Annotated in this window: 21 protein-coding genes and 1 tRNA gene; 3 read left to right on the plus strand and 19 right to left on the minus strand. The window is 27.3% G+C overall.

Translation table 11 applies throughout. The annotated features are described in order from the left end of the window. Positions 1-13: 13 nt before the first annotated feature. The 8 genes from grpE to gpr form a co-directional block, all read right to left on the minus strand. Entirely contained in the window at positions 14-598 is a 585-nt protein-coding gene (grpE, locus tag ACI48P_RS13135) for a nucleotide exchange factor GrpE (RefSeq protein ID WP_475216390.1), read from the minus strand. An 18-nt stretch (positions 599-616) separates the two neighbouring features. Then, positions 617-1,636, minus strand: a complete 1,020-nt coding sequence (hrcA, locus tag ACI48P_RS13140) for a heat-inducible transcriptional repressor HrcA (RefSeq protein WP_475216391.1) — start codon at positions 1,634-1,636, stop codon at positions 617-619. 101 nt (positions 1,637-1,737) lie between these two features. Then, positions 1,738-2,877 (minus strand): radical SAM family heme chaperone HemW, encoded by a 1,140-nt coding sequence (gene hemW, locus ACI48P_RS13145; RefSeq protein ID WP_475216393.1) that lies wholly within the window; start codon positions 2,875-2,877, stop codon positions 1,738-1,740. Positions 2,878-3,037: 160 nt separating this feature from the next. After that, positions 3,038-4,357: an APC family permease gene (locus tag ACI48P_RS13150; protein WP_475216395.1), complete on the minus strand. Its 1,320-nt coding sequence runs from the start codon at positions 4,355-4,357 to the stop codon at positions 3,038-3,040. A gap of 180 nt (positions 4,358-4,537) precedes the next feature. After that, positions 4,538-6,343, minus strand: coding sequence for a translation elongation factor 4 (gene lepA / locus ACI48P_RS13155; protein ID WP_475216397.1), 1,806 nt, complete (start codon positions 6,341-6,343; stop codon positions 4,538-4,540). 174 nt (positions 6,344-6,517) lie between these two features. After that, positions 6,518-6,775: a hypothetical protein gene (locus tag ACI48P_RS13160; protein WP_475216399.1), complete on the minus strand. Its 258-nt coding sequence runs from the start codon at positions 6,773-6,775 to the stop codon at positions 6,518-6,520. Positions 6,776-6,798: 23 nt separating this feature from the next. After that, positions 6,799-7,767 carry a stage II sporulation protein P gene (spoIIP, locus tag ACI48P_RS13165; RefSeq protein WP_475216401.1) on the minus strand — a complete coding sequence of 323 codons (969 nt, stop codon included), beginning with the start codon at positions 7,765-7,767 and terminating at the stop codon, positions 6,799-6,801. Between the two features lie 12 nt (positions 7,768-7,779). Beyond that, the gene (gpr, locus tag ACI48P_RS13170) at positions 7,780-8,739 is read right to left on the minus strand and encodes a GPR endopeptidase (protein ID WP_475216403.1); all 960 of its coding nucleotides are present in this window, start codon (positions 8,737-8,739) and stop codon (positions 7,780-7,782) included. A 285-nt stretch (positions 8,740-9,024) separates the two neighbouring features. On the opposite strand from gpr, the gene rpsT reads away from it, so the two are divergent. Beyond that, positions 9,025-9,291, plus strand: a complete 267-nt coding sequence (rpsT, locus tag ACI48P_RS13175; RefSeq protein WP_475216404.1) for a 30S ribosomal protein S20 — start codon at positions 9,025-9,027, stop codon at positions 9,289-9,291. 204 nt (positions 9,292-9,495) lie between these two features. Here rpsT and holA read toward each other — a convergent pair whose 3' ends face one another. The 4 genes from holA to ACI48P_RS13195 form a co-directional block, all read right to left on the minus strand. Next, positions 9,496-10,539: a DNA polymerase III subunit delta gene (holA, locus tag ACI48P_RS13180; RefSeq protein WP_475216406.1), complete on the minus strand. Its 1,044-nt coding sequence runs from the start codon at positions 10,537-10,539 to the stop codon at positions 9,496-9,498. Next, on the minus strand, positions 10,517-11,773 hold the full coding sequence (locus ACI48P_RS13185; protein WP_475216408.1) for a ComEC/Rec2 family competence protein: 1,257 nt from the start codon (positions 11,771-11,773) through the stop codon (positions 10,517-10,519). Before ACI48P_RS13185 ends, holA begins: the two co-directional genes overlap by 23 nt. Positions 11,774-11,854: 81 nt before the next feature. Then, on the minus strand, positions 11,855-13,021 hold the full coding sequence (locus ACI48P_RS13190) for a GNAT family N-acetyltransferase (protein WP_475216410.1): 1,167 nt from the start codon (positions 13,019-13,021) through the stop codon (positions 11,855-11,857). Position 13,022: 1 nt separating this feature from the next. Continuing rightward, positions 13,023-13,928: a DUF2156 domain-containing protein gene (locus ACI48P_RS13195; protein ID WP_475216412.1), complete on the minus strand. Its 906-nt coding sequence runs from the start codon at positions 13,926-13,928 to the stop codon at positions 13,023-13,025. Positions 13,929-14,266: 338 nt separating this feature from the next. On the opposite strand from ACI48P_RS13195, the gene ACI48P_RS13200 reads away from it, so the two are divergent. Beyond that, complete coding sequence (locus ACI48P_RS13200; RefSeq protein WP_475216414.1) at positions 14,267-15,016, plus strand: ComEC/Rec2 family competence protein; 750 nt, start codon at positions 14,267-14,269, stop codon at positions 15,014-15,016. A gap of 36 nt (positions 15,017-15,052) precedes the next feature. Here the strand turns inward: ACI48P_RS13200 and ACI48P_RS13205 are convergent, their stop codons facing one another. Beyond that, positions 15,053-15,760: a tRNA threonylcarbamoyladenosine dehydratase gene (locus tag ACI48P_RS13205; protein WP_475216415.1), complete on the minus strand. Its 708-nt coding sequence runs from the start codon at positions 15,758-15,760 to the stop codon at positions 15,053-15,055. Between the two features lie 83 nt (positions 15,761-15,843). Here ACI48P_RS13205 and ACI48P_RS13210 point away from each other — a divergent pair, with 83 nt between their 5' ends. Further along, positions 15,844-16,623 (plus strand): hypothetical protein, encoded by a 780-nt coding sequence (locus ACI48P_RS13210; protein WP_475216417.1) that lies wholly within the window; start codon positions 15,844-15,846, stop codon positions 16,621-16,623. Positions 16,624-16,640: 17 nt separating this feature from the next. Here ACI48P_RS13210 and ACI48P_RS13215 read toward each other — a convergent pair. From ACI48P_RS13215 to selB, 6 genes are all read right to left on the minus strand, one after another. Continuing rightward, positions 16,641-16,737: transfer RNA gene (locus ACI48P_RS13215), tRNA-Sec, on the minus strand. A 197-nt stretch (positions 16,738-16,934) separates the two neighbouring features. Next, positions 16,935-17,798 carry a G5 domain-containing protein gene (locus ACI48P_RS13220; RefSeq protein ID WP_475216419.1) on the minus strand — a complete coding sequence of 288 codons (864 nt, stop codon included), beginning with the start codon at positions 17,796-17,798 and terminating at the stop codon, positions 16,935-16,937. Positions 17,799-18,005: 207 nt separating this feature from the next. Then, positions 18,006-18,680 carry a uracil-DNA glycosylase gene (locus tag ACI48P_RS13225; protein WP_475216421.1) on the minus strand — a complete coding sequence of 225 codons (675 nt, stop codon included), beginning with the start codon at positions 18,678-18,680 and terminating at the stop codon, positions 18,006-18,008. Between the two features lie 20 nt (positions 18,681-18,700). Further along, positions 18,701-21,319, minus strand: coding sequence for a sensor histidine kinase (locus tag ACI48P_RS13230; protein WP_475216423.1), 2,619 nt, complete (start codon positions 21,317-21,319; stop codon positions 18,701-18,703). A gap of 180 nt (positions 21,320-21,499) precedes the next feature. Then, a complete protein-coding gene (locus ACI48P_RS13235) occupies positions 21,500-24,253 on the minus strand; it encodes a sensor histidine kinase (protein WP_475216425.1) in 2,754 nt (917 codons plus the stop codon). Between the two features lie 240 nt (positions 24,254-24,493). Next, positions 24,494-26,377, minus strand: coding sequence for a selenocysteine-specific translation elongation factor (selB, locus tag ACI48P_RS13240; RefSeq protein WP_475216427.1), 1,884 nt, complete (start codon positions 26,375-26,377; stop codon positions 24,494-24,496). Between the last annotated feature and the right edge of the window lie 29 nt (positions 26,378-26,406).

The following is a 26,406-nucleotide window of genomic DNA, read 5'->3' on the forward strand; positions in this document are numbered from 1 at the left end:
TAATTTATTTTAACTAGCAAGAAACTTTTACCATAGTAGGTCTTACTATTTTAGTTCCTAGCTTATATCCTTTTTGAAGAACCATTACTACTTTGTTTGGTTCTACTCCATCTACACTTTCTTGCATTACTGCTAAATGTAGATTTGGATCAAAATCTTGATCTTGAGCTTCTATTTCTTCAACACCAAATTTTGTAAGTGTACTTAATAACTGCTTGTGTACAAGGTCTATACCTTTATACATGCTATTTTCTTTATCTTCACAAGCTTCAAGAGCTCTTTCCATACTATCTATAACTGGCACTAAGTCAGTTACTATCTTTTCATTTGCAAATAATCCTATCGTTTCTTTCTCTTGTTGAGTTCTTCTTCTATAGTTTGCATATTCAGCCTGTAATCTTTGATATTGTTCGTTAACTTCATCTAACTCATCTTGTAGCTTTTTTTCTTCAAGTTTTGAGTTTATGTCTCTAACATTATCATCATTACTAGTTTCTTCATTTACTTCTTCATTAACTTCTTCAGCCTTTGGCTCCTCATTAATTGAAGTATCTTTTTCTTCATTTATTTCTTCTTGATGTATATTTTTTTCTTCCAAGATACTACACCCCTCAGTTTATTTTTTATTAAGCAATAAGCTCATGTAGTTGATTATTGCATAAATTTTGGCATAATCCATTCTTGTAGGACCTATAAAGCTTATCCGTCCCATCATGTCAGAGCCTATATTATAAGTTGCTGTTACAATACTACAATCTTTAGCAACATTACATTCATTATCACTACCTATAATTATATTAACATTATCTTTTTGAATTCCTTTTGATTTAATCATTTGTGCCACTGTTTCTTTTTGTTCAAGCATATTCAAGAAAGATCTGGCCTTTATTACATCATTGAATTCAGGATAACTGAATATATTAGTAGCTCCATTTAAAGTTACTGCAAGGTCTTCATCTGACATATTAAAGTTTAATGCATCTACAAGCTCATCTATTAATGCAGAATACTCACTTATTTCATATTTAATAAATGCTATTAATCTATCATCTAAATCTGTTATAGTCTTCCCTGAAAGTTTTTTAGTAAGATTATCAGAGATTAAATTTAATTTAGATTGATCTAAATAAACATTTGTAGCTAAATTAGCATTTTTTATATCTCCCTTATCCGTAACTACTATAAGCAATATATTATTATCATTCATTGAAACTAACTGTATATGCTTAATTATACTGTGGTTTGTCATACTTTTTGTTACAGCAACAGTAGTATAGTTAGTAAGCTGAGATAATAGCTTAGAGGTCTCATGAATTAAATCTTTTATATGATTTACGTTGTCTTGTACGGCTTTCTCTATTAATACCTTCTCTTGTAAGCTTAACTCACTTTGAGCCATTAATAAATCTACATATAACTTATAGCCTTTTTCCGAAGGTACTCTACCAGCTGAAGTATGCGGTTGAATAAGATAACCTAACTCTTCTAAGTCAGCCATTTCATTTCTAATGGTAGCAGCACTAATCCCTAAATCATGTTTTTTTGATATAGTTCTAGACCCTACAGCTTCTGCTGTTTCTATATAATCTTTAACTATCGCTTTGAGGATATTAAGTTTTCTTTCATTTAGTTCCATATAGCACCTCCTCGCTGTTAGCACTCACTTTTTCCGAGTGCTAAAAAGATTATATATATTATATACCACTATAAATTTATTTTGTCAACACTTTTAAGATATTATATAAATTCTACAAATACACTATTTGAGATTTCTCTGCCTTTTTGCGTAAGCTTTATTCCATCTTTACTTTCTTTTATTAAATTTCTTTGTGTTAATTTATCTATTTGACTTTCATATTTATTTTTAAAATCAATATTAAATTGATTTTTAAAGTCTTCATATTTTATACCTTCGTTCATTCTTAGTCCCATAAATATTTTTTCTTGTATCTTATCTTCATTACTTAAATTTTCTTTATGGTCTATTGGCTTTTCATTATTCATGATTTTCTCATGATAATCACTTAACCCCTCTACATTGTTATATCTTACATTATTTAAATACCCAGAAGCACCAGGACCTAATCCAATGTATGAGTCACACTTCCAATATAAAATATTATGTTTACACTCTTTATTAGGTTTTGCATAATTTGAAATTTCATACTGATAATAACCTTTCTCCTTTAGATATTCTATTGTATGGTTATAAAGATTAATATCTGTATCTTCGTCAATTAACTCAAACTCATTTTTTTCATACATATCATATAGCTGTGTACCCTCTTCTAATATAAGAGAATATGCCGAAATATGTGATGGATTTAATGTTATAATTTTTTCTAATGTTTCCTTCCAATCATCAATACTTTGATTTGGTAAACAATACATAAGATCTATATTTATATTATCAAATCCGACTTCAATAGCTTCTTTATAGTTTTTTTCAAACTCTTCATACGTATGTATCCTACCAATATTTTCTAGATGGTGATTTTGTACTGCTTGTAATCCTATACTAAGTCTATTTATTCCTATTTCTTTCATAGCTAATAGCTTTTCTTTTGTAATGGTACCAGGATTACATTCTATTGTTATTTCTGCATCTTCTTTTATATTAAAATTTTCATAGATATTTTTAAATATCTCTTTTAATTCTTCGCCACTTAATATACTAGGTGTACCTCCACCCAAAAATACACTGCTAATTTCATCTTTAATATTATTTTTTTCTAATTCATTTTTATACATAGACATTTCTATCTTTAAATCACTTAAATAAGTTTCCTTAGACATTTTGTTCATTTTGTACGAATTAAAATCACAGTATTTACATTTACTTATACAAAATGGTATATGTACATATAATCCTAACATATTAGCCCTCTTTCCTCTATTGATTAAAAATCAATCACTATATTCTTACTATATAAATACATTAACCTATTATAGATAAACTTTCTATAGTATTTGATTAAAAGAAATAGGATATCTCATCAAATTATATTTATGTGAGATATCCTATATTAGTTTTTATCTATTTTTTACTCATATATGAATATACTGGTATACCTATTAGAGTTACAACTATACCACCTAATGCTATTGCTGTAGCAGTAAAAAGTTGATTTACTATTACAAATAATCCACCAGCTATTGCTATTAGCGGTATTATTGGATATAGAGGCACTCTATAAGGTCTATTTAAGTTCGGTTGTTCTTTTCTAAGCTTCATAACACCTATAAATGTTAATACGTAGAATACCCAAATTATAAATACTGTTAAGTCCGTTAAAAGATTGAATTGACCAGATAATGCATATAAACATGCTAATATCGCTACTAACCATATTGCATTAGCCGGAACTCCACCTTTGTTTAATTTTTCAAACTTAGAACTAAATGGTAATGTATTTTGTTTAGCTAATGTATATGGTACTCTTGGTCCTGTTAATAAATATCCATTTAGTGTTCCAAATACAGATATTAGTATACCAACAGTTATTATTTTACCACCTATATCTCCAAATATTTTTGTTGCAACTAATGCTGCAGGCGCTGTAGCAGTAGCTAACTCACCAGCTGGGGCTACCCATAAATATGCTAGATTTATTATTATATATACTGCCATAACTATAGATAATCCACCTACAATAGCTCTTGGTAAGTCCTTATCAGGATTTTTCATTTCTCCAGCTATTGCACCAACATTTATCCATCCATCATATGCGAATAAAGTCGCTATTAATACTTGTCCTACTGCTCCTGTTACTGTTACTGTTACTCCAGATCCTACCATCGGTTCAAGTACAGGATTTCCATTTCCTTTTATAAATCCAAATACCATTATTAATATTAAAGGTAATAATTTCGCTACTGTAGATACAGTTTGTATAGCACCTCCCATTGAAGATCCTATAGTGTTTAATAATGCTAAAAATAATATTATTGCAATTGCTACAGGAAGTACCACTGACATGTTTCCTGCATTATAGCCTAATAACTCTGCAACTTGCTTAGCAAATATCACTGCTAATGCTGCAATTGTACCTGGGAAGAATAAAACTGTTTGCATCCAACCAGTTAAAAATCCTAATTTTTTTCCGTATATTTCTTCAATATAAACCATCATACCACCAGTTCTAGGTATTGCTGCAGATACTTCTGCTGCAGTTAGACCTGCTGTAATAGTTATTATTCCACCTAATATCCACGCTATTATACCAAGTCCTGGTGCTCCATTAGTAGCAGTATATATAGCTTGTGGTTTGAAGAATACTCCTGAACCTATAACCATACCTACAACTGTAGAAAGGGCAGCTGACAAGCCTAGTGTTTTTTTTAGTTGATTACTCATGTAAACCCTCCTTAATTTATGATCAAAAATGATTCATATAACTTTATTTTAATATTATTCCCAAGTTGTTTTTAATTATTTAAAATTGTATATATATAACATCATTCAACAACAATCAAATAATAATATTAACAAAAAAACCAAAAAGCCAAAGTTTTTTAAACCTTGACTTTTTTAGTATTATTCATCTAATTTTAATACTGACATAAATGCTTTTTGAGGAACTTCTACAGATCCTATTTGTCTCATACGTTTCTTACCTTCTTTTTGCTTTTCAAGAAGTTTCTTCTTACGAGATATATCTCCTCCGTAACACTTAGCAAGAACGTCTTTTCTAAGTGCACTTATAGTTTCTCTAGCAACTACTTTGTTACCTACTGCAGCTTGGATAGGCACAGCAAATTGATGTCTTGGTATTTCATTTTTAAGTTTTTCACACATAGCTTTTCCTCTATGGTAAGCACGACTTTCATGTACTATAAAGCTAAGTGCATCAACTTGTTCTTTATTTATTAATATATCTAGCTTAACAAGCTTAGAAGGAGTGTATCCTTTTATTTCATAATCTAGAGATCCATAACCTCTTGTTCTTGACTTTAAAGCATCAAAGAAATCATAAACAACTTCGTTAAGAGGAAGATCATAATGTAGCATTACTCTCTTATCATCTATGTACTCCATGTTTATCATAGTTCCACGTCTCTCTTGGCAAAGTTCCATAACTACACCAACATAATCTTTAGGAACTATTATATCACCTTTAACTATAGGTTCTTCTATCATATTTATTTCAGATACTTCTGGTAAGTTAGTAGGATTTTGTATCATTACTACTTCTCCATCAGTTTTAGTTACTCTATATATAACAGAAGGAGCTGTTGTTACAAGACTTAAGTCGTATTCTCTTTCTAATCTTTCTTGTATTATTTCCATATGAAGTAATCCTAAGAAACCACATCTAAAACCAAATCCTAACGCTGCTGAAGTTTCAGCTTCAAACTCTAATGCCGCGTCATTTATTTGCATTTTTTCAAGTGCATCTCTTACGTTTTCATACTTTTCACCTTCACCTGGATATATACCACAGTATACCATCGGTGTAGCTTTTTTATATCCTGCCATTGCAAGGTCAGTCGGGTTATTTGCATCAGTTATCGTATCACCAACATGACAACTTCTTATATCTTTTATACTCGCCGCTATATATCCAACATCTCCAGCAGTAAGTTCATCAAGTTCTCTTTGCCCTGGAGCCATAACACCAACTTCAGTTACTTCAAACTTCTTGTTAGTATTCATCATTTTTATTGTCATACCTTTTTTAACAGTTCCTTCGAATACTCTAACATATGCTACAACACCTTTGTATGCATCATAGTATGAGTCGAATATTAAAGCCTTTAAAGGAGCTTCCTTGTCACCTGTAGGTGCAGGTACCTTTTCTACTATCGCTTCTAGTACATCCTCAATATTTAAACCGCTCTTAGCAGATATTAATGGTGCTTCACTTGCATCAAGTCCTATTATATCTTCTATTTCTTGCTTTATTTCGTCTGGTCTCGCACTTGGAAGATCTATCTTATTTATTACTGGTAATATTTCTAAATCTTGATCTAGAGCTAAATAAACATTAGCTAAAGTTTGTGCTTCAACACCTTGCGCCGCATCCACTACTAATAATGCTCCTTCACAAGCTGCTAAACTTCTAGATACCTCATAGTTAAAGTCTACGTGTCCTGGAGTATCTATTAGATTTAAGTAATATTCATTTCCATCCTTAGCTTTATACACTAATCTAATGTTTTGAAGCTTTATTGTGATTCCTCTTTCTCTTTCAAGATCCATGTTATCTAATAACTGATCTTTCATTTCTCTATCACTAACAAGCCCTGTCTTCTGTATTAATCTATCAGCTAAGGTAGACTTACCATGATCTATATGCGCTATTATACTAAAATTCCTAGTTCTACTTTGTTTGTTGTCCACCTTATTTCCTCCTTTATGATTATTATCATAACTTTTATTTTATAATATATCCTCTTTTATGTAAATATAAGTTACTTTATAATTGTAAATTTTAATACATTATTATCTATATATTTTATATAATTTCCAATAAACAAAAAAATAAGACCTATTTTTCAATAAGCCTTACTCTTATTATCTTTTTATTTGAGCCTTAATACTTTCTGATAAGTTATCAATATTCTCCATAGCATTCTCTATATAAGTTTTCGCGCTATTTATAGTATCTTGTATTTTAATTTCTTGTCCTAACATTTTTTTTGCATTTATATCTATTACTAAAACACAAATCATCGCATTTATAACTAAGAAAAATATAAATATTACTTTACTAATTGTTCTAAATTTCTTTTTCTTAGATTTTTTTTCTAAAGTCTTTTCTAATCGACTCATTATAATATCCTACTATTTACTCTCTATTTATATTCTTTAAAGTATTCATCTAATATATTAGCGATATATTTTGCTGATGCTTGTGCCTCTTGTATACTTGTAGCATTACTTCCTACTTCTACTAACATATGGTTTTCTGCTACAAATTGATTATACTTACCATAAGGCTTTACCATTACAGGCATTGTTATTCCTGGATATTTTGATTCCGCAAGCTTCGTTATATCTTCAGCTAAAGCTTTAATTTCATTTACATTTTCATTTTTTGCACCAACTACAAAGAAAAATTTAGCTACTTTTTCTCCATTTATAGTTGTTGTAAAATTTTCATGTTGTGTTTTCTTAATTTCCGCAGTATCCAGAGTCCTTGCGTCTCTATGTAAGTCTATTGCTATTTTTATTGAATCATAATTTGATTTAATATCCTGTATTGTCTTCAAACTAGTCGGATAAGAATCATTATATGATGAATCATTATACTTAGTAGTGTGGGCTACTCCCCAACCTTTTTTACTTAATTCATCTGTTAATACACTACCAACTGACATTACAGATTTATTTTTATCTGTAGACTTATAATTGTTTTCTGGATAATTTGAATATGCTTCAGTACTATGAGTGTGATATATCAATATGCTAGGTTTTTCCTTTGTAATTCTTAAATCATTTTTATATTCACTACTTGCTACTTGCTTACTTTCATTAGATGTATTTATATTAGGTAAATTTTCTTCACCAATATGAACTTTTATATAATCATCTTGCTCCTCATTATTTTTACTTTTATCTTCTTTTTCAACCTTATCTTGTTTTTTACTCTCACTAGTATCATCTTTATTGATATCTACAGGATTTTGATTTTTAGTCTCCGGATATGATGAATTTATAAGGAATTTTATAAATTCGTCTTTATCTAGTGCACAAGATATTGTTGGTAAAATACAAATAAGCACGCAAATTATAGCTGTAGCTCTTATGCGTTTTTTTAACATTCTTTTTCCTCCTTATTTGGTGATCCTACCTGGATGAAGAGATCTATTTAATCCTTCACTAATTATTACTGATAAATTTTCGATTGTCTCATCTATATCCTTTGGTGTTACAACTAAGTTTTTATCATATGGATCAAGAGAATCCCTTATTAGCATATATTTTTCTTCTTCTTTAAGTTTCTTTAACATATTATAAAAGTTTTCTGATTCTTCTGATTGAGACATTAAGTTATCTATTGCTACATCTAATACATCATTAGCAAGAGTAGCTGCATCTACTACTGTAGGTACTCCTATTGCTATAACATCTACGCCTAAATATTCTTTATTTAATGCTTGTCTTTTATTACCTACACCTCCACCAGGTGCTATTCCTGCTGTTGAGATTTGTATTGTAGCATTTACTCTTTCCATTTTTCTTGATGCCAAAGCATCTATTGCTATCACTCTATCTGGCTTTATTCTATCAACAATAGATTTCACTATTTCTCCAGTTTCTATACCAGTTATTCCCATAACCCCTGGACTTAATCCTGCAACCTCAGTAAAATCATCATCATAGTCTTTATTGTAATTTTTAAATATATGTCTTGTTACAAGTGTTTTTGATACAGATTTTGGTCCTAGGGCGTCAGATGTAATATTCCAGTTTCCTAAACCAATAACTAATGTTTTTTTAGTTTTGTCCATTCCAAGTATGTCTACCAACTCATCTTTAAGATAAGCTATCATTTCCTCTCTAGATTCATCATCATCGAATTTCATTAAATTACTTTCTAAGGTTACGTATTTTCCAATACCCTTATTCATTATTTGTGATCCTTGTTCATCTATTATTTCAACTTTCGTTACTATACAATTTTCAAATTCTTTGTTTTCTATTTTAACTCCTGGTATTTCATTAGTCTTATCTGCACTCTCTTGATACATTTCTTTCGCTTCTAAAGCTAGATCCGTCCTAATTTTAAACATATTAACCTCCACGTATTATCTTAAAGATATTTATAATTGTTAACATTTTTTAGTATTTTATAACTAAAAATTATAAATTTACAAATCTTTGAATAATTAAGTTCTATGTTGTAAATTATTTTTATATAGGTTATAATCTAAAAAGTCAAAAGTAACAAATGTTATATAAGGTTAAAATTTATATAAAGTAATAAATAATTATCCTTGATTTTTAGATTTATTTCTGTTAAAATCTAATATGTTGACGATGAATATAATAAAAACACACACGAGGGGGTGAACACGGTGGCAAACATAAAATCAGCTAAGAAGAGAATAAAAGTTATCGAAAAGAAAACTGCTTTAAATAGAGCTAGAAAATCTCAAGTTAAAACTGCAATAAGAAGATTCGAAGAAGCTGTTACTGCAGGTAACAGAGAAGAGGCTGTTGCTAAGTTCCAATATGCTCAAAAGAGAATATACCAAGTAGCTTCTAAAGGAACTATACACAAGAACGCTGCAGCTAGAAAAGTAGCTAAGTTAGCTCAAAAATTAAACGGAATGAACGCTTAATTAACCGTTTATATTTCTCAATAGATATTAACCCTTGATTCATATCAAGGGTTTTTTATCTTTTTATCACAAATTATTAATTTTAATAAATTTATCTTTTTTAAATGTGATAAAAACTCTATTTAAATTAATATAAAAAAAGCCTAGATACATAGTATAAACTCTACTATTTTATCTAGGTTTTTTATTGTTATCTAATATATACTAACTTATTTTTCTCTGACAATATTTACTTACTAACATTTCTACAGCTAAAGTATCTCTAACTAATCCATTTTTTATCTTGTAATCACTTTCTAAAATATAATTTAACATATCTACTATTATATCATCACTAAAACTAATAGCTTGTTTTAGAGCCTTACCAGCAACAAAAGGATGTATTTTTAATTTTTCAGATATTACTTTTGTTGTATATCCCTCATTTTGAAGTTGTCTTACTTGAATAACCACTTTAAATTGTTTAGCTATCATAGCAAAGATTCCAAGAACTGACTCTCCTTCTTGTATCATATCATTTAATATTTTTATAGCATTGGATGATCTTTTTTCACCTATGCAATCTATCAGCTTAAATATATCATTTTCAACTTTCTTTTGAGATAATTTATCTATTATTTCATTAGTTACCTGATTTCCCTTACCAACAAAAGAACTTATTTTATTTATCTCATTTTGTAAATCAGACAATGTTTTTTCACTACTTTTATCTCTGTATCCTTCTTGGTCTATGAAATACATTATTTGAGGGTTATCTATATGGGCCTCATTAGCTTCAAATTGCTTTTTAACCCATTTAAATAGATCCATATCGGATAATTTATCACAATTAAAAACTATACCCTTCTTATCTATTTTTTTTACTAAAGACTTTCTTTTATCTATTTCTCCATATACTACAAATACAATAACTGTAGTTTCTGGTATATTGTCTAAATGCTCTATTAAATATTTTTCATCCGCGTCAGTAAAATTCTTTTTCTTTCCTTTTAATAGCTCAAAATCTTTAATTATTACTACTTTTTTTTCATCCATAAATGGAAGTGTCTCTATAGAGCTTATAACTTGGTCTAGAGTAGTTTCTTTTCCATCTATAACATCTAGGTTGAAGTCTAGCATACTTTCTTCTAAGTTGTCTTTTATTACTTTTACTCCGTTATCTATAAGATAATATTCTCTACCATGAAAAAGATACATTTTTTCAAGATTTCTATCTTTAATGTTTTTAATAATATCCTTGTAGTTCATTTTCCTGCTCCTTCATAACCTGTAATTCTTTATATATCATATATAAAAATACTACTATGTAATATAAAATTACATAAAATACCTTTGGATTATCTATTTCTATGTAAGCAAAATCTAAGCTACTTAGTTTTTCTAATAAAAAATATATAGTATTTATTATTAGAATATTTATATAAGCGATTATTTTTGCTATATATAAACTAATTTTAAACACAAGTAAGCTTACGATACTCATGTACATTATAACACCTATAAAAGGCACAATAATAACATTACTTATAATAGATAGCATTGGTATTCCACCGAAATTGTAATATACTATTGGTAATGTTAAAATATTTGCTGCTAGTGTTAAAGAAATAACTTTAAAATTAATAATGTTGTTTATATAACCATAGAAATATATTATAGACAATGTAGCCAAAAAAGACAATTGAAAACTAACATTATATATAATATAAGGATTATTTATAACTAAAAATATACCAATCATCGATAATGTTGATATAGAATCTTTTTTCTTATCTAAAAATACCGATAGATATAAAATCACAATGAATGCCATAGCTCTCACTATTGATGGAGGTAATCCAACCATCACACAGTACAAAAACATGACTAATGATAAAACTAACAATTTGTATATTTTATTTATATTCCTAATAATAAAAACTATCATTGAGCAAATAATTCCTGTATGTAATCCTGAGATAGCAATTATATGGCTAGTACCAGTTCTCGAGAACATATCCTTTTCTTCTTCACTTAGTTGTTCTTTTTCACCTATAAATAATGAATTAATAAAATCCGAGTTCGCCTTATATAAATATCTACTCGTATTTCTAATATAAGATTTTATATTTTCCAAATTGGTATATATTATATTATTTCCTATAACCTTATAACTCTTTATGTATATTATACCTTTATATCCAGTACTTTTCACATATCTTCCATAATCAAAGTCTTCATATTTCATTTTGTCTAGACTGTTAAACTGACCAGTTACTTTTATGATTTGACCTACTTTTATATCTTTATTCTTACTATAGTCCCTTATTAAGAATTTATCTATTTTATATTCATTATACTTTTTCTTTTGAATCTCCTGCTTTACTACCCCTTCTATAATTATAATATCTTTATCTTTCGTTGTGTCTAAAGATGTTATATTCGTATATAAAAATGATATGCCTATTATTATAATTAGTATTAATAATAATGGTCTTCTCATAAATCCTCCTAACAATATTTTTATTTAGATTATCTTCATAAATATGTTTTTTAAACAAAAAAAGATGCCATAAGCATCTCTTTATACATATTCATTAATATAATTATTTTTTTTATCAAATATAGTCTTAAATAAAACCACTAAGTCTTCATCTATATAACTTTTATCTATATTATTTAGTATTAAAGCTTCCTTTATATCTATATACGAAAAAGCCATCTGTGATATAGTATTAATACTAAAAGTTATATTTTCTTTTCCATCTATTTTCTTAACACTAACCTTTCCATTTTCCACATTAATATTAAACAATCCATCATTTTCAGGAATAAATTTATCTTCTATATTTACATTAGCAGAAATGTTAATATTATTACTTAATTCCAAACTTTCTAAGTATTCTTTTAGGTTTATTATCCTTCCCATCATAAAAGGCTTTATTTTTATTTCACAAGTTTTTGGATTATCTAATACTAGCCTTATTTTATCATTTATTGGCGCTGATATAATAACACTCTTACACTGTGTATTGTGATTATAAATAAACTTTAACATAGACTTAAGAGATTCAATATTTTTATAAAACATTTCCCTTACAAACATTTTGTCTCCATTTAAAAAATAAATTATATATCCTTCATACTCTTTATTTTTATTAATATATACATGTCCACCTTCACTATTTATCTCTTTAAATAAGTTTTCATAATACTTTTCATCTCTTAAAACATTACCATTTACGTCAGCTAAGAATTCATTGTTAATTTCGATCATATCTTTAATATGATCAAAATTAACTTTACACATACTTCCACTTAATTTAAATCTACTTAAATCATCTATATCGATTTTGTATTCTATTTGGTCATAACAATGTTCATATCCATATTTTCTATATAATCTATAATCTATAGGCATAAGTATAGATACTAACTGCCCTTTTCTGTATAGCTCTTTTAACATAAAATCCATTATATTTTTCATATAACCTCTTCCTCTTACTTGAGGAAAAGTAGATACACCTACTACATATGAGGTATCATAACTTATATCGTTTAACTTTATTCTATATTGATTTAGCTGAAGAGAAGAAACAACTTCTTCTTTATCCTCAACAACAACAGTGTTATTTTCATTATACTTATTACCAAAATAGTAGTCCATAAATGTAGGGCCATCATTAAAACAATAGCTCCATATTTCTTTTATACTTTTTAAATCTTCACCTCTAGCATATCTAATATTCATATTATGCCTCCCTAACGGTATACTTTTCAACAAATCTACAAGGGTGATAAGATAGTTTAGCTTTTCTAAGTCCCGGTATTCCTAAATCTTCTTCTCTATTTACAAAATCCACATCATTAAACTCATTAATTAAAAAATGTTGATTAATATATGGATATAAACCTCTAATATTAGGATTAGCTTTTTCTATATGAACTAGTGCCATATTAGGGTTTAATAATTCTCCCATTGTAAAAGCTTCTAGTTTGTTATCTATAAATATCCCACCAATTTTTAATGTGTCTTTTACTAAATCATAATTAGCAAATAATTTCTTGATTCCTAAAAGCTCATCGTCAATTCCTTCATCTAAATTATCATTGTCCTCTTTGTTACTAGTCCACTCTTTGATTAATTCTAAACATTCATCAAAATGTTCTTTTTCTAGTAATTTATATTCATATCTACCTTCATATTCTTTTAAAAACGAATTTATATGATTCCTCTTCTTAACATTTTTTCTACCAGCTAAAGTTCTTAGACTTTCAGCATCATATACATAATCAAATAAGTCACGCTCTTCTATATAGTCAAATTTATTTGGATAATCTTTTTCTAAAATTTCCTTAACTTCTTTTGTAATTCCTCTTAAATATATTTTTTTATTCACCTTTTCAAAATATTCTATTACAAAATCAATTACCTTAGAAAGCTTATCTCTTTTAGCTAAAGGTAATATCGAGAAACTATCTCCTTCATATTCCCCTACTATTACCGCAAAATCTTCTCCTATATAATACCCTGTTTTATAAACATGCTGCCACATAAATAATGTTGTAAAGCAATATTCACAGGCTTCATAATCTACCATATCAAAATATGGTTGTAGCTCTTTTTTCGAATCTATCGTAATGTCTTTAAAATCCATAATATCCTCCTAAATTGTTCACGTTCTTTGCATCATTGCCATATATAAAATTAATTCACACTATTAATATATACTCACTTAATAAATTTACACTTTGCTGTAAGCATCATAATTAATAGTTACTAGTATTCAATATAATATGTTAATATATTGTATGTTTTAATATTTTTTAGTCAAAATTTAAAGATAATAACTTTGTATAACTTATATTACCCATCTAATTATTTCTTAAACATACAATGAAAGGTGTGATTTTTATTTTTAGGACCATAATAATCATTATCATATTATCTATGATACCATTTATTACTAGTTGTGGCAAAGAGCAACTTTTATCAGTGCATATAATAGATGTAGGACAAGGCGATAGTATTTTAATTAAAACCCCGAGCTCAAAGAATATATTAATCGATTCAGGAGATGAGGATAGCGAAAGAATATTAAAGAGTTATTTAAAAAAAGAGAAGATAAAGAAACTCGATATGGTATTTGCATCACACCCAGATACTGACCACATAGGAAGCTTAGATTACGTTATTAACAACTTCCAGGTAAATGATGTTTATATGCCTGAAGCATCATCTGATCATACCGCTTTTTATAATCTCATTACGTCTTGTGACTCTCAGAATATCGATATTAGTTACTTATATAAAGGAGATCTTATAAATATAGATGATAATATATTATTAGAAGTTTTAAGCCCTTCTTATATACAAGATGATAGTAATTTAAATTCACTTGTCTTAAAGCTAAATTTTAAAGATAAATCTTTTTTATTTACGGGAGATTCTGAAATATCCAATGAGCTGGATATATTAAATAATTTTCAATTAGATGATGTGGATTTTTTAAAAGTAGCCCACCATGGAAGTAGCTCCTCTACAAACCCTGAATTTTTAGCTCAAACTACACCTGATGTTGCAGCAATTTCTTGTGGGTATAAAAATCAATACGGTCATCCTCACCAAGGCACTTTAGATAACCTAAGCAATTTTAATATTTTAACATACAGAACAGATTTAAATGGTGACCTTGTATTTTATAGTGACGGCGAATCAATATTTACAAAGAAAAAATATAATTAAAAGGAACAATAATTATTGTTCCTTTTACATTTATTATTAACTATTCAATAAATCATTTATTACAACAGAAGCTATTATAAGACCTCCTACTGACGGCACAAAAGACACACTTCCAGGAGTAATTTTCTTACCATTCATTATCCTCTTCTTCAACTCTTGAGGTTGCTCAGTTGAGTAAACAACCTTTAATTTTTTTATTCTTCTATCTTTTAATTCTCTTCTCATTACCTTCGCTAATGGGCAAGTATGAGTTTTATGTACATCAGTCACAATTATTTTCGTTGGATCTAATTTATTACCCATACCCATTGAACTTATAATTTCTAAATTTTTAGCCTTACAAGTTTCTATTAAATGTATTTTTGATGTTACCATGTCAATGGCATCTACAACGTAGTCATAATCTTCTGTAAGTATGCTTTCACTAGTATCTTTATTGTATACTTCTCTTATTGCTTTAATATTAATATCTGGATTTATATCTAAAATTCTTTCTTTCATAACTTCAACTTTATATTTACCAACTGTAGAATGCAGTGCTGGCAATTGTCTATTTATATTCGTTATATCAACATCATCAAAGTCTACTATTGTCATACTTCCAACACCTGCTCTTGCTATTGCTTCAGCAGCAAAACTTCCAACTCCACCAACTCCAAATACAATTACATTTTTTCCTTTTAATTTTTCGACTCCATCTTCTCCTATTATTAATCCCGTTCTAGTTGTAAAATTCTTTTCCATACGTATCTTTCTCCTATAGTTATTTATTTTAATTAAGCAGAATATATTTTACTATTAAATCCAATTTAGAAAGGAGGTTTCTTTTGAAAAAAATAATAAGCCTGCTATCTTTTTTAGTTATTATTAATTTACTAGCATTCGCTAATCTATCACTTATTAAATACAACAATACTATTAATATAATACCCGTCTCTTATGCAAATACTTTTATACACAATAATGATAATTATAATTTAATTGTAAACATTTTAAAAGATGCTAATAAAAATAATTTCATAAAATATGCAGAATACATAAATGTAAGTTTTATTCCTAACATACCTAATGCACCTGATAACAAAGTTGCTTTTACCTTATCTTTACCTCAACAAGTTTCTTTTATAGCCTTTTATGACAAAATAAATAGTGATGAATATAAGTTTTCATTTATAATTGATAAATTAGCTTCTATCGATAAATTTTATTTTTATAATGACTTTCTTATTATTGAACAAAGTGATATAAGTACTTCTGCTAATTTTAATGAAAGAAAGTTTTTAGAAATATATAGCAATATAAATAATGAGTACTCACCTATTTTTTCTAAAGACATTTATATATCGAAAACTATGAGGGATGAAGAAGATAATAATACTTTGCAAGAAATAGAGAACTCATCTATTGATTTTTTAGATGGCGATCTACCAAGAATCTTATGTATAACCACAAAAACTTTAAGTAAAGAAAAACTATCTTTACTTAATAACTCTAAAGAATATACTGAAATTGATAAAAAAATCATAAAAGAAATTTATCAATGGAATCCTAAAAATAATCTTTTTGAAATAGTTGAAATAGATAACGCAAAAAAAGAACTCAATTAGAGTTCTTTTTTAATTAATGGCGGGAGTGCGTGGGAATCGAACCCACCCAAGAGGCTCTTAACCCCTCATACTAGTTTTGAAGACTAGAGGGCACACCGGCACCCATCCACCCCCGTGGTATAAAGCTTTTCCTGATGTATTTATATTACCATTTTTTGATCTTTTAATCAATAGTTTTATAGAATTTTGCAATATTATTTTTTTATATATAGTTTTATTCTATATGAAAGAACCATTTTTTGAACCCTTATATTTATTCCTCATACACAAAAAGGATATTTACATTTGTAAATATCCTTTTAAATGTTGTATTATCCAACAATATATATATCTATTGTTTTTCTTCCCCAACTACTAACCTTAGATGCATCTGGCATAAATATATCTATTTTATTTCCTTTTATTGCACTACCTGTATCTTCTGCTACGAATGTCATACCAAATTGAGGTATATAAACCTTTGTTCCATATGGAATAACACTTGGATCTACAGCTATCGTTCCCCATTTAGGAGTTGTACCAGTAGATGTAACTGAATCGCCACTATAAGCTGTAGCGACTACGCTCATATGCTTACCTTTACTACTTAAGCTATTTGTTGTGTTACTTGTTTTGTTAGATGATGTAGTTGTAGCATTAGCTCTTGTACTTTCACCTCTTGATGAAGCTACTTGAACTTCTACTTTAGTACCTTTTTTAACTATTTTATTTTGAGGTTCTGTAGCAACTTTCTCCTCAACAAATTTCTTTTCTACTTGCTTCCCATTATGATATGTCACTGTATAAACAAGATCTTTAGAACCAACGACTCCTTCTTGTTGAACTTTAGTAGTCCCTTTTTCTAAGTTAGAATCTTCAACAAATTGGACTTCAAAATCAACTTGTTCTGCCTCTCTTACAGTTTCTGTTGTAACATCGATAACTTCTACGTTCATATTATCATTTAACTTTGCATCTAGCTTTTCACTTATTATATCGTTAGTATCATATTTTATATTTTGCTCTTTTAAAAGTTCTTCTACATTACTTTTAAAAGTAGTAACCTTCTTTTCTTCTCCCTTTACTACTAAAGTAACTTCTTTTTCTAATGCCGAGTATACTCCTGCTAATAATCCTACTGATAATATACCGGCCATAATCGAGACTTTTAATGTTTTTGTATTTTTCAAATTCATAATTTTTCTCCTTTTAAAACTTTAATATTTTATATATAAATCCTCTAAAATTTTTATTTTGTGTAACTAAATTGTAACCATTTTGTTATCATATGTCAACTTGACAAAAAATAAAAAAAGTGCTTATCTAGTATTTCCAACTATTTAAGCACTTTTAAAGTTGTAACTTTTTTGTTACATTTTTGTATTAAATTTTATATTTTAAATCTATATATTTTGTATCTGCCAATCAACTGTTTTTTTATTTAGATTTCCTAATATTTCATTAATTTTTGAGAAGTGGCCACATCCAAAAAATCCTCTTGAAGCTGATAATGGACTTGGATGAGGGGCTTCCAGTATATAGTGTTTAGTACTATCAATTATTTCTTTTTTCTTTCTTGCATTCGCTCCCCATAATACAAATATAACAGGATCTTTTCTTTCATTTAAAAGCTCAATCACTTTATCCGTAAATATCTCCCATCCTATGTTCTTATGCGAATTAGCTTCATGAGCTCTTACCGTAAGTACTGTATTTAATAGTAAAACTCCCTGATCCGCCCAAGGAATAAGATATCCATTGTTAGGAATAAAACAATTCAAATCATCTCTCAATTCTTTATACATATTTAATAAAGATGGCGGAGTTTTTACATTAGGCTGAACAGAAAAAGCTAACCCATGCGCTTGATTCTCTCCATGATATGGGTCTTGCCCTAATATCAATACTTTTGTATCCTTATATGACGTATGCTTTAATGCTTCAAATATATTCTGACTGTCAGGATATATTGTTCGTGTGTTATACTCGTTTATTAAAAAATTTCTTAATTTTAAATAATATTCTTTACTAAATTCATCTTTTAACAATTCATCCCAATCATTACCTAGCTTAACCATATTATCACCTACTTAATTATTTAATTATATATGTCAGTCATATCTACTATTAATCTTTCTACATTTGAGTTATTTTTATTATAGTATTCTTTATCCGGTATAGAATTACATTGATTTAATTCATTAATATTTAGTGTAATTGTAAACTTAGTCCCCTCACCATACTTACTTTCTACCTTTATCTCTCCTTGAATTAAATTTATCATAGATTTCACCATAGATAACCCTATTCCACTACCATAAACATTACCAATAAATCCTTTATTAACATTATTAAATCTTTCGAAAATTAAATTTATCTTATCTTCTTCTATTCCTATGCCTGTATCTTTTATTTCTATGTCAATCTTATTATCTTTTTCAAACAGATTTACATAAATATATCCTCCAGACTCAGTAAACTTTATTGCATTAGACAAAATATTTAATAATATTCTTTCAATTGCATTTATATCTACTGACATAACCAATTCTTCTATCTCTGTATCAAATATTAAATTTATATCTTTGGATTTTGCGTATGTAACCACAGACATAGTTATATCCTCAACTAATGATACAATATCTTTATTTTCCATTCTAAGCTTATAATATCCCGATTCCATCTTTGTGAAATCTATTAAATCGCTTATTATTTTAAGCAGCCTATAACTATTTTGCTTTGTAAGACTAACATGTTTACTTATCTTCTTATCAAAATCATTTATCTTACCTTGTTCAAGTAAATTTTCTATCAATTGAGTACTTGTAAATATTAAATTTAGCGGAGTCTTTAATTCATGAGACATGTTCACAAAAAACTCCATTTTCATTTTATCAATCTTTCTTCTTTCTTGAATTTTTACTCTTAAATTTTCTAAGTTTTTAATATCATTCATGTCTTTTATTATAGTAAGCTTATATACCTTATTGTCCAACATAAAAGGAATACTCGCAGACTTTGAATCTATTATTTCTCCACTCATATTTATGTATTTTATGTTCTCATAATCAGATATTTTATTATCTTTTATTCTGACCAATCCTTCCAAAGAAATATCTTCATATTCTGGATGTACTCTCATTAAGTCTTGTCTGCACAATCCAAGTTCGCTGACATTATCATTAATATCAAATATATCTTTGAATTTTTTATTTACAAAAGCGTAAGTATTATTATCTAAGTCCTCCAAGTATATAGCTTCAGGAACACTATCTAATAATGATTCATACAGTTTGTTAGTTTTTTTTAAGTATTCTTTTGCCTTTATATATTCAGTAATATTATCGTAGCTCTTTAAAATAAATTTTTTATTATGATCATAAAATATTTTCGTTCTCGATTCTATCCATAGAATATTTCCTAAGTGGTCTATTACTCTATATCTTAAATACCCATCATTATTTAATTCACTATCATCTTTAGCTTTTTTAGTCATTCTTCTTGATTCATTATAAATATCTAAATCATCTTCGAATATCTTATATGTATTTTTTTCATCTATATCAATATTTTCATTATCCTCACCTAAGTATAAATCAATTTGATCAAAAAATTCTTTATATGATTTAGTATAATTTATGATATTTTCCTCTCCATCAAATATATAAACCGGAACACCTACATTATTAATTAAATCTTCGTATTCTTCCTTTAAATTTAATAATTGCTTTGATATATTCTTTTCTTGAGTAATATCTAATAAGTTACATACGCAACTTTCATCTTTGCTATTAAAATAATATGAACATTTATAAATCTTATTTTTATTCGTAATTATCTCATCATCAATACTGATTTTTTCTTTACATACATCCACTGCATTCTTAATAAATTTGCTATAGTCCATAATATTTTTAGATATATCATCTAACATATCTCCTTTACTATTAACTATTTTTCTAAAAGATTCATTATACTCTTTAATTTCTCCATCTTTATCAAAAATTACAATACCATTTGGTGTAGACTCTAATATAGACTGATATAATTCTTCTTTATAAACTAATTTTTCGTTTATTCCCTCTTGAAGTTCCTTCATTTTTTCGAGTATAACATTAGCGTTACTTTCCACAATATTTTGATGCTCTATCTTTTCATTATTTTGAAGTATATCTAAATAGGGATTTATTAAGTTCTTCTTTATTATAATTTTATAAATCAAATATATTTGAATTATACTAGCAGTATCTGATAGCACTTTTATTATATAATATTGCTCTCCCATAAAACTATAAATAAAAATACAAACACAATGAACCGTTCTTAGCATCAACATTTTTTTTACATTATCAAATTCTTCACTTATTTCATTTTCATTATTTTTTCCCCTTATATACATGTACATTATCAATAGCAGATTCAATAATACCATTAAAATAACTGCATTTGAACTAAATCTACATGTAATTGCAATCATTAGTAAGCTAAATACGATTATTTTAAGTAAATATTTATTAATAATGTCATTCTTTGATATATAATTTATAGCTATAATAAATACCACTAACTCAATCAATGTAGCATCTACAATCATATCGGCTGAAAAAAGTTGTCGTTTTCCATATATAACCCCAACAAACTCATATATATTAACAAAAATATATCCTATACCAATAAAAAATACATACCCTTTTTGTTTTTCACCACTATTTAACATAAGAACTACTGTCAATGTGCAAAGAGCGCATTTTAGTATGAAAACCAAAAAATTATAAGAAATATTATAATGGTAACTAATTACTAGCACTAGTGTTAAACAAATAATACATAATATATTCTTCAATTCAATTGAAGATTTGTGTTTTAACCTTAAGTTCTCCATTCATAATCTCCTAATTTAATAATATATATCCGAAAATTCAATATTAATCTTTTCATCAATATTGTAAATACTTCTATCTTCTTCCTTGTTACAGCTACTAATACTTTTTATAGGTAACCTTATATTAAATTCTGTTCCTTCGTTTATCTCACTTTTTACTTTAATATTACCACCATGTAATTCCACAAGATTTTTAACTATAGCAAGACCTATACCACTACCTTCTGTATTCCTAGATAAAGTTCTGTCAGCTTGTGCAAATTCCTCAAAAATCAAGTCTAATTTGTCCTCAGGAATTCCAACCCCTGTATCTTTTACTTTTATAACAATTTCCTCAAATTTATAGTAAACGTATACACTTATACTTCCACCTATGTTTGTAAATTTTATACAGTTAGACAATAAGTTAAGCATCACTCTTTCAATTTGAGACTTATCTATATCCATATTTATCTCTTCCATATCAGTATCAAATATAAGACTAATATTTTTACGATTTGCATAACTAGCTACTTTCATAATTAAGTCTTCAATTACCATCACAATGTTATGCTCATCTAAATTTAAATTATAATAACCCGAATCCATCTTGGTTAAGTCAATAATATTATTTATAAGCCTTTGAAGCCTATATGAATTTTGTTTTACTAACTCTAAGTGATACTTAATATTATCATTATAGTCATCTATTTTTCCACTTTTATAAAAAGACTCTACTAACTGGTTAGAACTTGATATAACATTTAAAGGAGTTTTAAGTTCATGAGACATATTAGCAAAAAATTCAGTTTTCACCCTATCCCTTTTTAAAATGTTTACTAGTTCTTTTTCTGCAATTTCAGATGTTTTTTTATTAGTTAAATCTTTTAGAATAAATATTATATGTTTTTTATCATTTACAGAAAAAGGGAAAGCATTAGCTTCTACTTCGATTTTTTTATTGGACTTGGTAATTAAGTCATAATCTATTAGCAATACGTGCCTATTTTTTTCAAATACTTTTCTTAATACAACATATATTTCTCTTTCACTTTCCTCATTTAGTGAGATTATATCTTTAATATTTTTGCCATTAATATCTTCTATGTTTATATACTCTGTCATATCTAGCAATGATTTATTAGCATAATATATATCTAGTTTTTCATCTAAAATACAAATTCCGTCAGGTAAAATATCAATAAATCGTTCATATGATTCCTGATTTTTTTTTAACTTAATTTGACTAACTTTTTTATCAGTTATATCTTTTATAGCTATTACAGTTTTGTTTTTATCATTTTTATAGTACTCTAGTACGTTAGTTTTCACATATATTTCTTTATCATCCATTTTAATTTCTTCTTCTTCTTTATTCCCTATTTTGTAATCTAATTTATCTATAGAGTTATCAAATATCTTCTTACATGCGTTATTAGAGTATACTTTTTTTCCATCTTCAAAAACTATTATGCCATCATCAATAAGTTCTAAAAAAGAATCATATCTCTCATTAGCACTTATTAATTCATACTGAAACTCTTTAATATTCGTTTTATCTATTAATATACATAAAATCCCTTCTAACTTATACTTAATGACTAATGGAGTATATCTTACTAAATATACCTTGTTATCAAAGGTATTAATATATCCTTCTTTACTACATGGCCTATTCAAAATATCATCAATATTATTTTTAAATTCATCATAGTTAATAATCTTAGATTTAAAGCAGATCACATTGGTGCATTCATTTTTATTAAAAGTTTCTTCAAAAGTCTCGTTACCAAAAGTTATATCTCCACTCTCATTAAATACAATTATCGAATTTGGCGAATTATTTAGTGTACACTTTAATTTTTCTTCTTTTAGGCTAAGGTTTTCTTTCAGATTCTGAATTACTTCAGTTTCAAGCAATAGTTTTTTATTGTTCTTTTTTAAATTTTCAGCTTTTTCCTTTAATTGTTCACTTGTATAATTTAACCTTAAATAAGGTTTCTTTACATTTGAGTATATAATGTATTTATAAAAATAATACATTGCCGTATTGATTATAAATTGACTTAATACATCTTCTAAATAAATGTTTTTTATTATTGGATGAAGCAACATAGGCATCCTTGATAAAGCAATTATAATAGCTATTCTTCTAAAATAATTTTTTTCGTGTTTTTCATCTAATTCATCATCTTTTTTTAATATATTTATAATTAATCTTGAAACAATAATAATAAATATTGAAACGACTACTTCTATAAAATAAGTTTTGCCAAAAGCATCTGTGTTTACTATATCAAATAAATCAACCAGATTAGTCATCAAAAAAGTACAACTTACAAATAAACAAGTTATAATTATCAACCTTAATATATCTGATACAATATTATTTTTTCTTTTTCTAAATTTTAGAGAAAAATATACGGCTAAAATAGGCAATATATCTCCAATAATAGATAGATAAGCACTTCCAACTATGAGTATAGTAATTTCTCCATCTATCACCATTTCCATGCTTAATGCCAAATATGCTATTTCTACCAAACCAGCTATACCACATATTAAGCCTAAATATTTTGACATTCTATCTGCATTAAATTTCATTGTGTTAAAAATTATTATACCCATTGCTATAAGTATAATTGCATAAATAGAGTGTAGTATGTCTCCTGATCTACCTCCATCTGCGATATGAACAAAAGTAAACATTGCTAAAATAAATACAAAAAATGTTATATATCTTCTACCAATCATATATTTTTCATCAATTTTATTAATTGAATACCTCAACTTCTGACACTCCCCCCAAAATCAACTCTCTATTCATTATACTATAAATGTAATTTCACCTCATCATTTAATGGTAATTTATGTATTTTGTTATATTAAAAGAAATTAACTTCTCTTTTGTCGGACTTAAAATTATTTAATAACACAAATAATGATACATTATAAATTATTTGTACGTAAAAAAGCATAGAGTACCGAAATTATAAATTCCAATACCCTATGCCTAACTTTAATATCTAATTAGAACAATACTCTCTTATTTTCTATTCTCTTTGTTACTTTGTTTCTGTCAAAATTTTCTAGTATTATCATACAATTCTTTCTACTAGAATTTACCAAGTCTCTATATTCACCTAAAGTTATTTCTTTATTATCATTAAGATATTCTACTAGTTTATTCTTGGTACTTATATATAGCTCTTTATCCATAACATAAGTATCATCTAATTTTTCTATATCTTCACCAATCATAGCTTCAAACACTTCTTTATAGTATTGATTATTTTCGCAAATTTCTTCTATAGTCAGTATTTCAGATAATCCAACTGATTTAAGTCTTTTTTGGATTTTATTTTTTATATCTTTTTGCTTATCATTCAAAATAACTTCAAAATCCTTTAAACATACTATATTATCAAAAACTTTTATTATCCCTTCTGATACAAAAATATCAAGTAAAATATCCATTTCTCTTGTTTTAAATTTACTTTCTACCTTAGATCTTACCTCTTCTTTTAAAATACCTTTTCTTAATCTATATTTCTTATGATATTCTTCTAAAAGTTTTATAGTGTCTTCCTTTAACTTACTATACTTAGTAATATGCATGTACATATTATTTATGTTTATTACTTTATTTTCTTGTAAAAGAATTTCTATAGCTTTCTTGATATTTTCTTCATTATCACCACTATAACTCATTATATCCTTTATAGTAGGATAATTTGACTTATTGACCTTTAAATATTCCTCTATTATATCTTTTAGCTCACCTTTTTCTTTAACCTTTAGAGCTTCAATGACACTAGTATCAAACTTCTTGTGTTTTTTTGGTGCTGTATCTATTATTACCCCTCCACCAATAGTCTCCATTGGGGAATAACATCTAATAACAAAATTATCACCTTTTTTAGATACAATACTTTCTTCTAATCTTAATTGAACAAATCCAGTTTCTCCATTTTCAATTATTTCTTTATCTAAAGGAACTGCTCTACATAATATTTCTCTAGTACCATGATATAATCTTAATCTATCCCAGTGTTTTAGTGTTTTTCCACCATGCTTAACTAAAGTAATTTTCACATCAAGCATCATAGATTCTTCTAGAGAATTAAGTGATGCCAATACATCTCCTCTATTTATTTCTTCTACTTTTACATTTGATATGTTTATTGCTGTTCTTTGTCCAGCATAAGCAGTTTCAACACTTTTACCATGTACTTGTATGCTTCTTATTTTAGTTTTTATTCCTTGTGGATAAATTTGTAAATCATCATCTACATTTATTTTTCCTTCAAGTAAAGTTCCTGTTATTACTGTTCCAAATCCTTTAACAGAAAATACTCTATCTATATTTAATCTAGCTGGAGATGTTTCATTTTTATCTTCTATTTCATTACTCATTAAATCTATAGTCTCAACTAGTTCTTTTATGCCTCTTTTAGATATAGAATCTACTTCGATTATTTTAGCATTTTCTAAGAATGTGCCTTTTACTTTTTCTAAAATATCATCTTTTACTAACTCTCTAAAGTCATCATCTACTGTATCAGATTTAGTAAGTACAATCACTCCATTTTTAATATTTAAGAATGTAAGTATATCCAAATGCTCTACAGTTTGTGGCATAACACCTTCATCAGCAGCTACAACTAAAAGAACCATATCTAATCCAGATGCACCTGCTAACATGTTCTTTATAAATTTTTCATGACCTGGTACGTCTACTATACCAGCTCTTTTATTGCTCGGTAAATCAAAGTATGTAAAACCTAAGTTTATAGAAATACCTCTCTTCTTTTCTTCATCTAAAGTATCCGTATCTCTACCCGTCAGAGCTTTTATTAGCGTTGTTTTACCATGGTCTATATGACCCGCTGTTCCTATTACTACATTTTTCATTTTTAGCCCCCTATTAAGCTTCTTTACTC

This window comes from Romboutsia sp. LXY-2 (genome assembly GCF_056171995.1).

What these genes read in the sequence shown, in the direction of transcription:
- ACI48P_RS13195 (WP_475216412.1), bottom strand. Translation starts at nt 13,928, where the DNA reads ATGGATTTTAAAGACATTACGATAGATTCGAAAAAAGAGCTACAACCA.
- ACI48P_RS13225 (WP_475216421.1), bottom strand. Translation starts at nt 18,680, where the DNA reads ATGGTTAAGCTAGGTAATGATTGGGATGAATTGTTAAAAGATGAATTT.
- ACI48P_RS13230 (WP_475216423.1), bottom strand. Translation starts at nt 21,319, where the DNA reads ATGTTAAATAGTGGTGAAAAACAAAAAGGGTATGTATTTTTTATTGGT.
- spoIIP (WP_475216401.1), bottom strand. Translation starts at nt 7,767, where the DNA reads ATGTTAAAAAAACGCATAAGAGCTACAGCTATAATTTGCGTGCTTATT.
- gpr (WP_475216403.1), bottom strand. Translation starts at nt 8,739, where the DNA reads ATGTTTAAAATTAGGACGGATCTAGCTTTAGAAGCGAAAGAAATGTAT.
- hemW (WP_475216393.1), bottom strand. Translation starts at nt 2,877, where the DNA reads ATGTTAGGATTATATGTACATATACCATTTTGTATAAGTAAATGTAAA.
- ACI48P_RS13185 (WP_475216408.1), bottom strand. Translation starts at nt 11,773, where the DNA reads ATGAGAAGACCATTATTATTAATACTAATTATAATAATAGGCATATCA.
- selB (WP_475216427.1), bottom strand. Translation starts at nt 26,377, where the DNA reads ATGAAAAATGTAGTAATAGGAACAGCGGGTCATATAGACCATGGTAAA.
- ACI48P_RS13205 (WP_475216415.1), bottom strand. Translation starts at nt 15,760, where the DNA reads ATGGAAAAGAATTTTACAACTAGAACGGGATTAATAATAGGAGAAGAT.
- holA (WP_475216406.1), bottom strand. Translation starts at nt 10,539, where the DNA reads ATGAACTACAAGGATATTATTAAAAACATTAAAGATAGAAATCTTGAA.
- ACI48P_RS13220 (WP_475216419.1), bottom strand. Translation starts at nt 17,798, where the DNA reads ATGAATTTGAAAAATACAAAAACATTAAAAGTCTCGATTATGGCCGGT.
- ACI48P_RS13150 (WP_475216395.1), bottom strand. Translation starts at nt 4,357, where the DNA reads ATGAGTAATCAACTAAAAAAAACACTAGGCTTGTCAGCTGCCCTTTCT.
- ACI48P_RS13160 (WP_475216399.1), bottom strand. Translation starts at nt 6,775, where the DNA reads ATGAGTCGATTAGAAAAGACTTTAGAAAAAAAATCTAAGAAAAAGAAA.
- ACI48P_RS13190 (WP_475216410.1), bottom strand. Translation starts at nt 13,021, where the DNA reads ATGAATATTAGATATGCTAGAGGTGAAGATTTAAAAAGTATAAAAGAA.
- hrcA (WP_475216391.1), bottom strand. Translation starts at nt 1,636, where the DNA reads ATGGAACTAAATGAAAGAAAACTTAATATCCTCAAAGCGATAGTTAAA.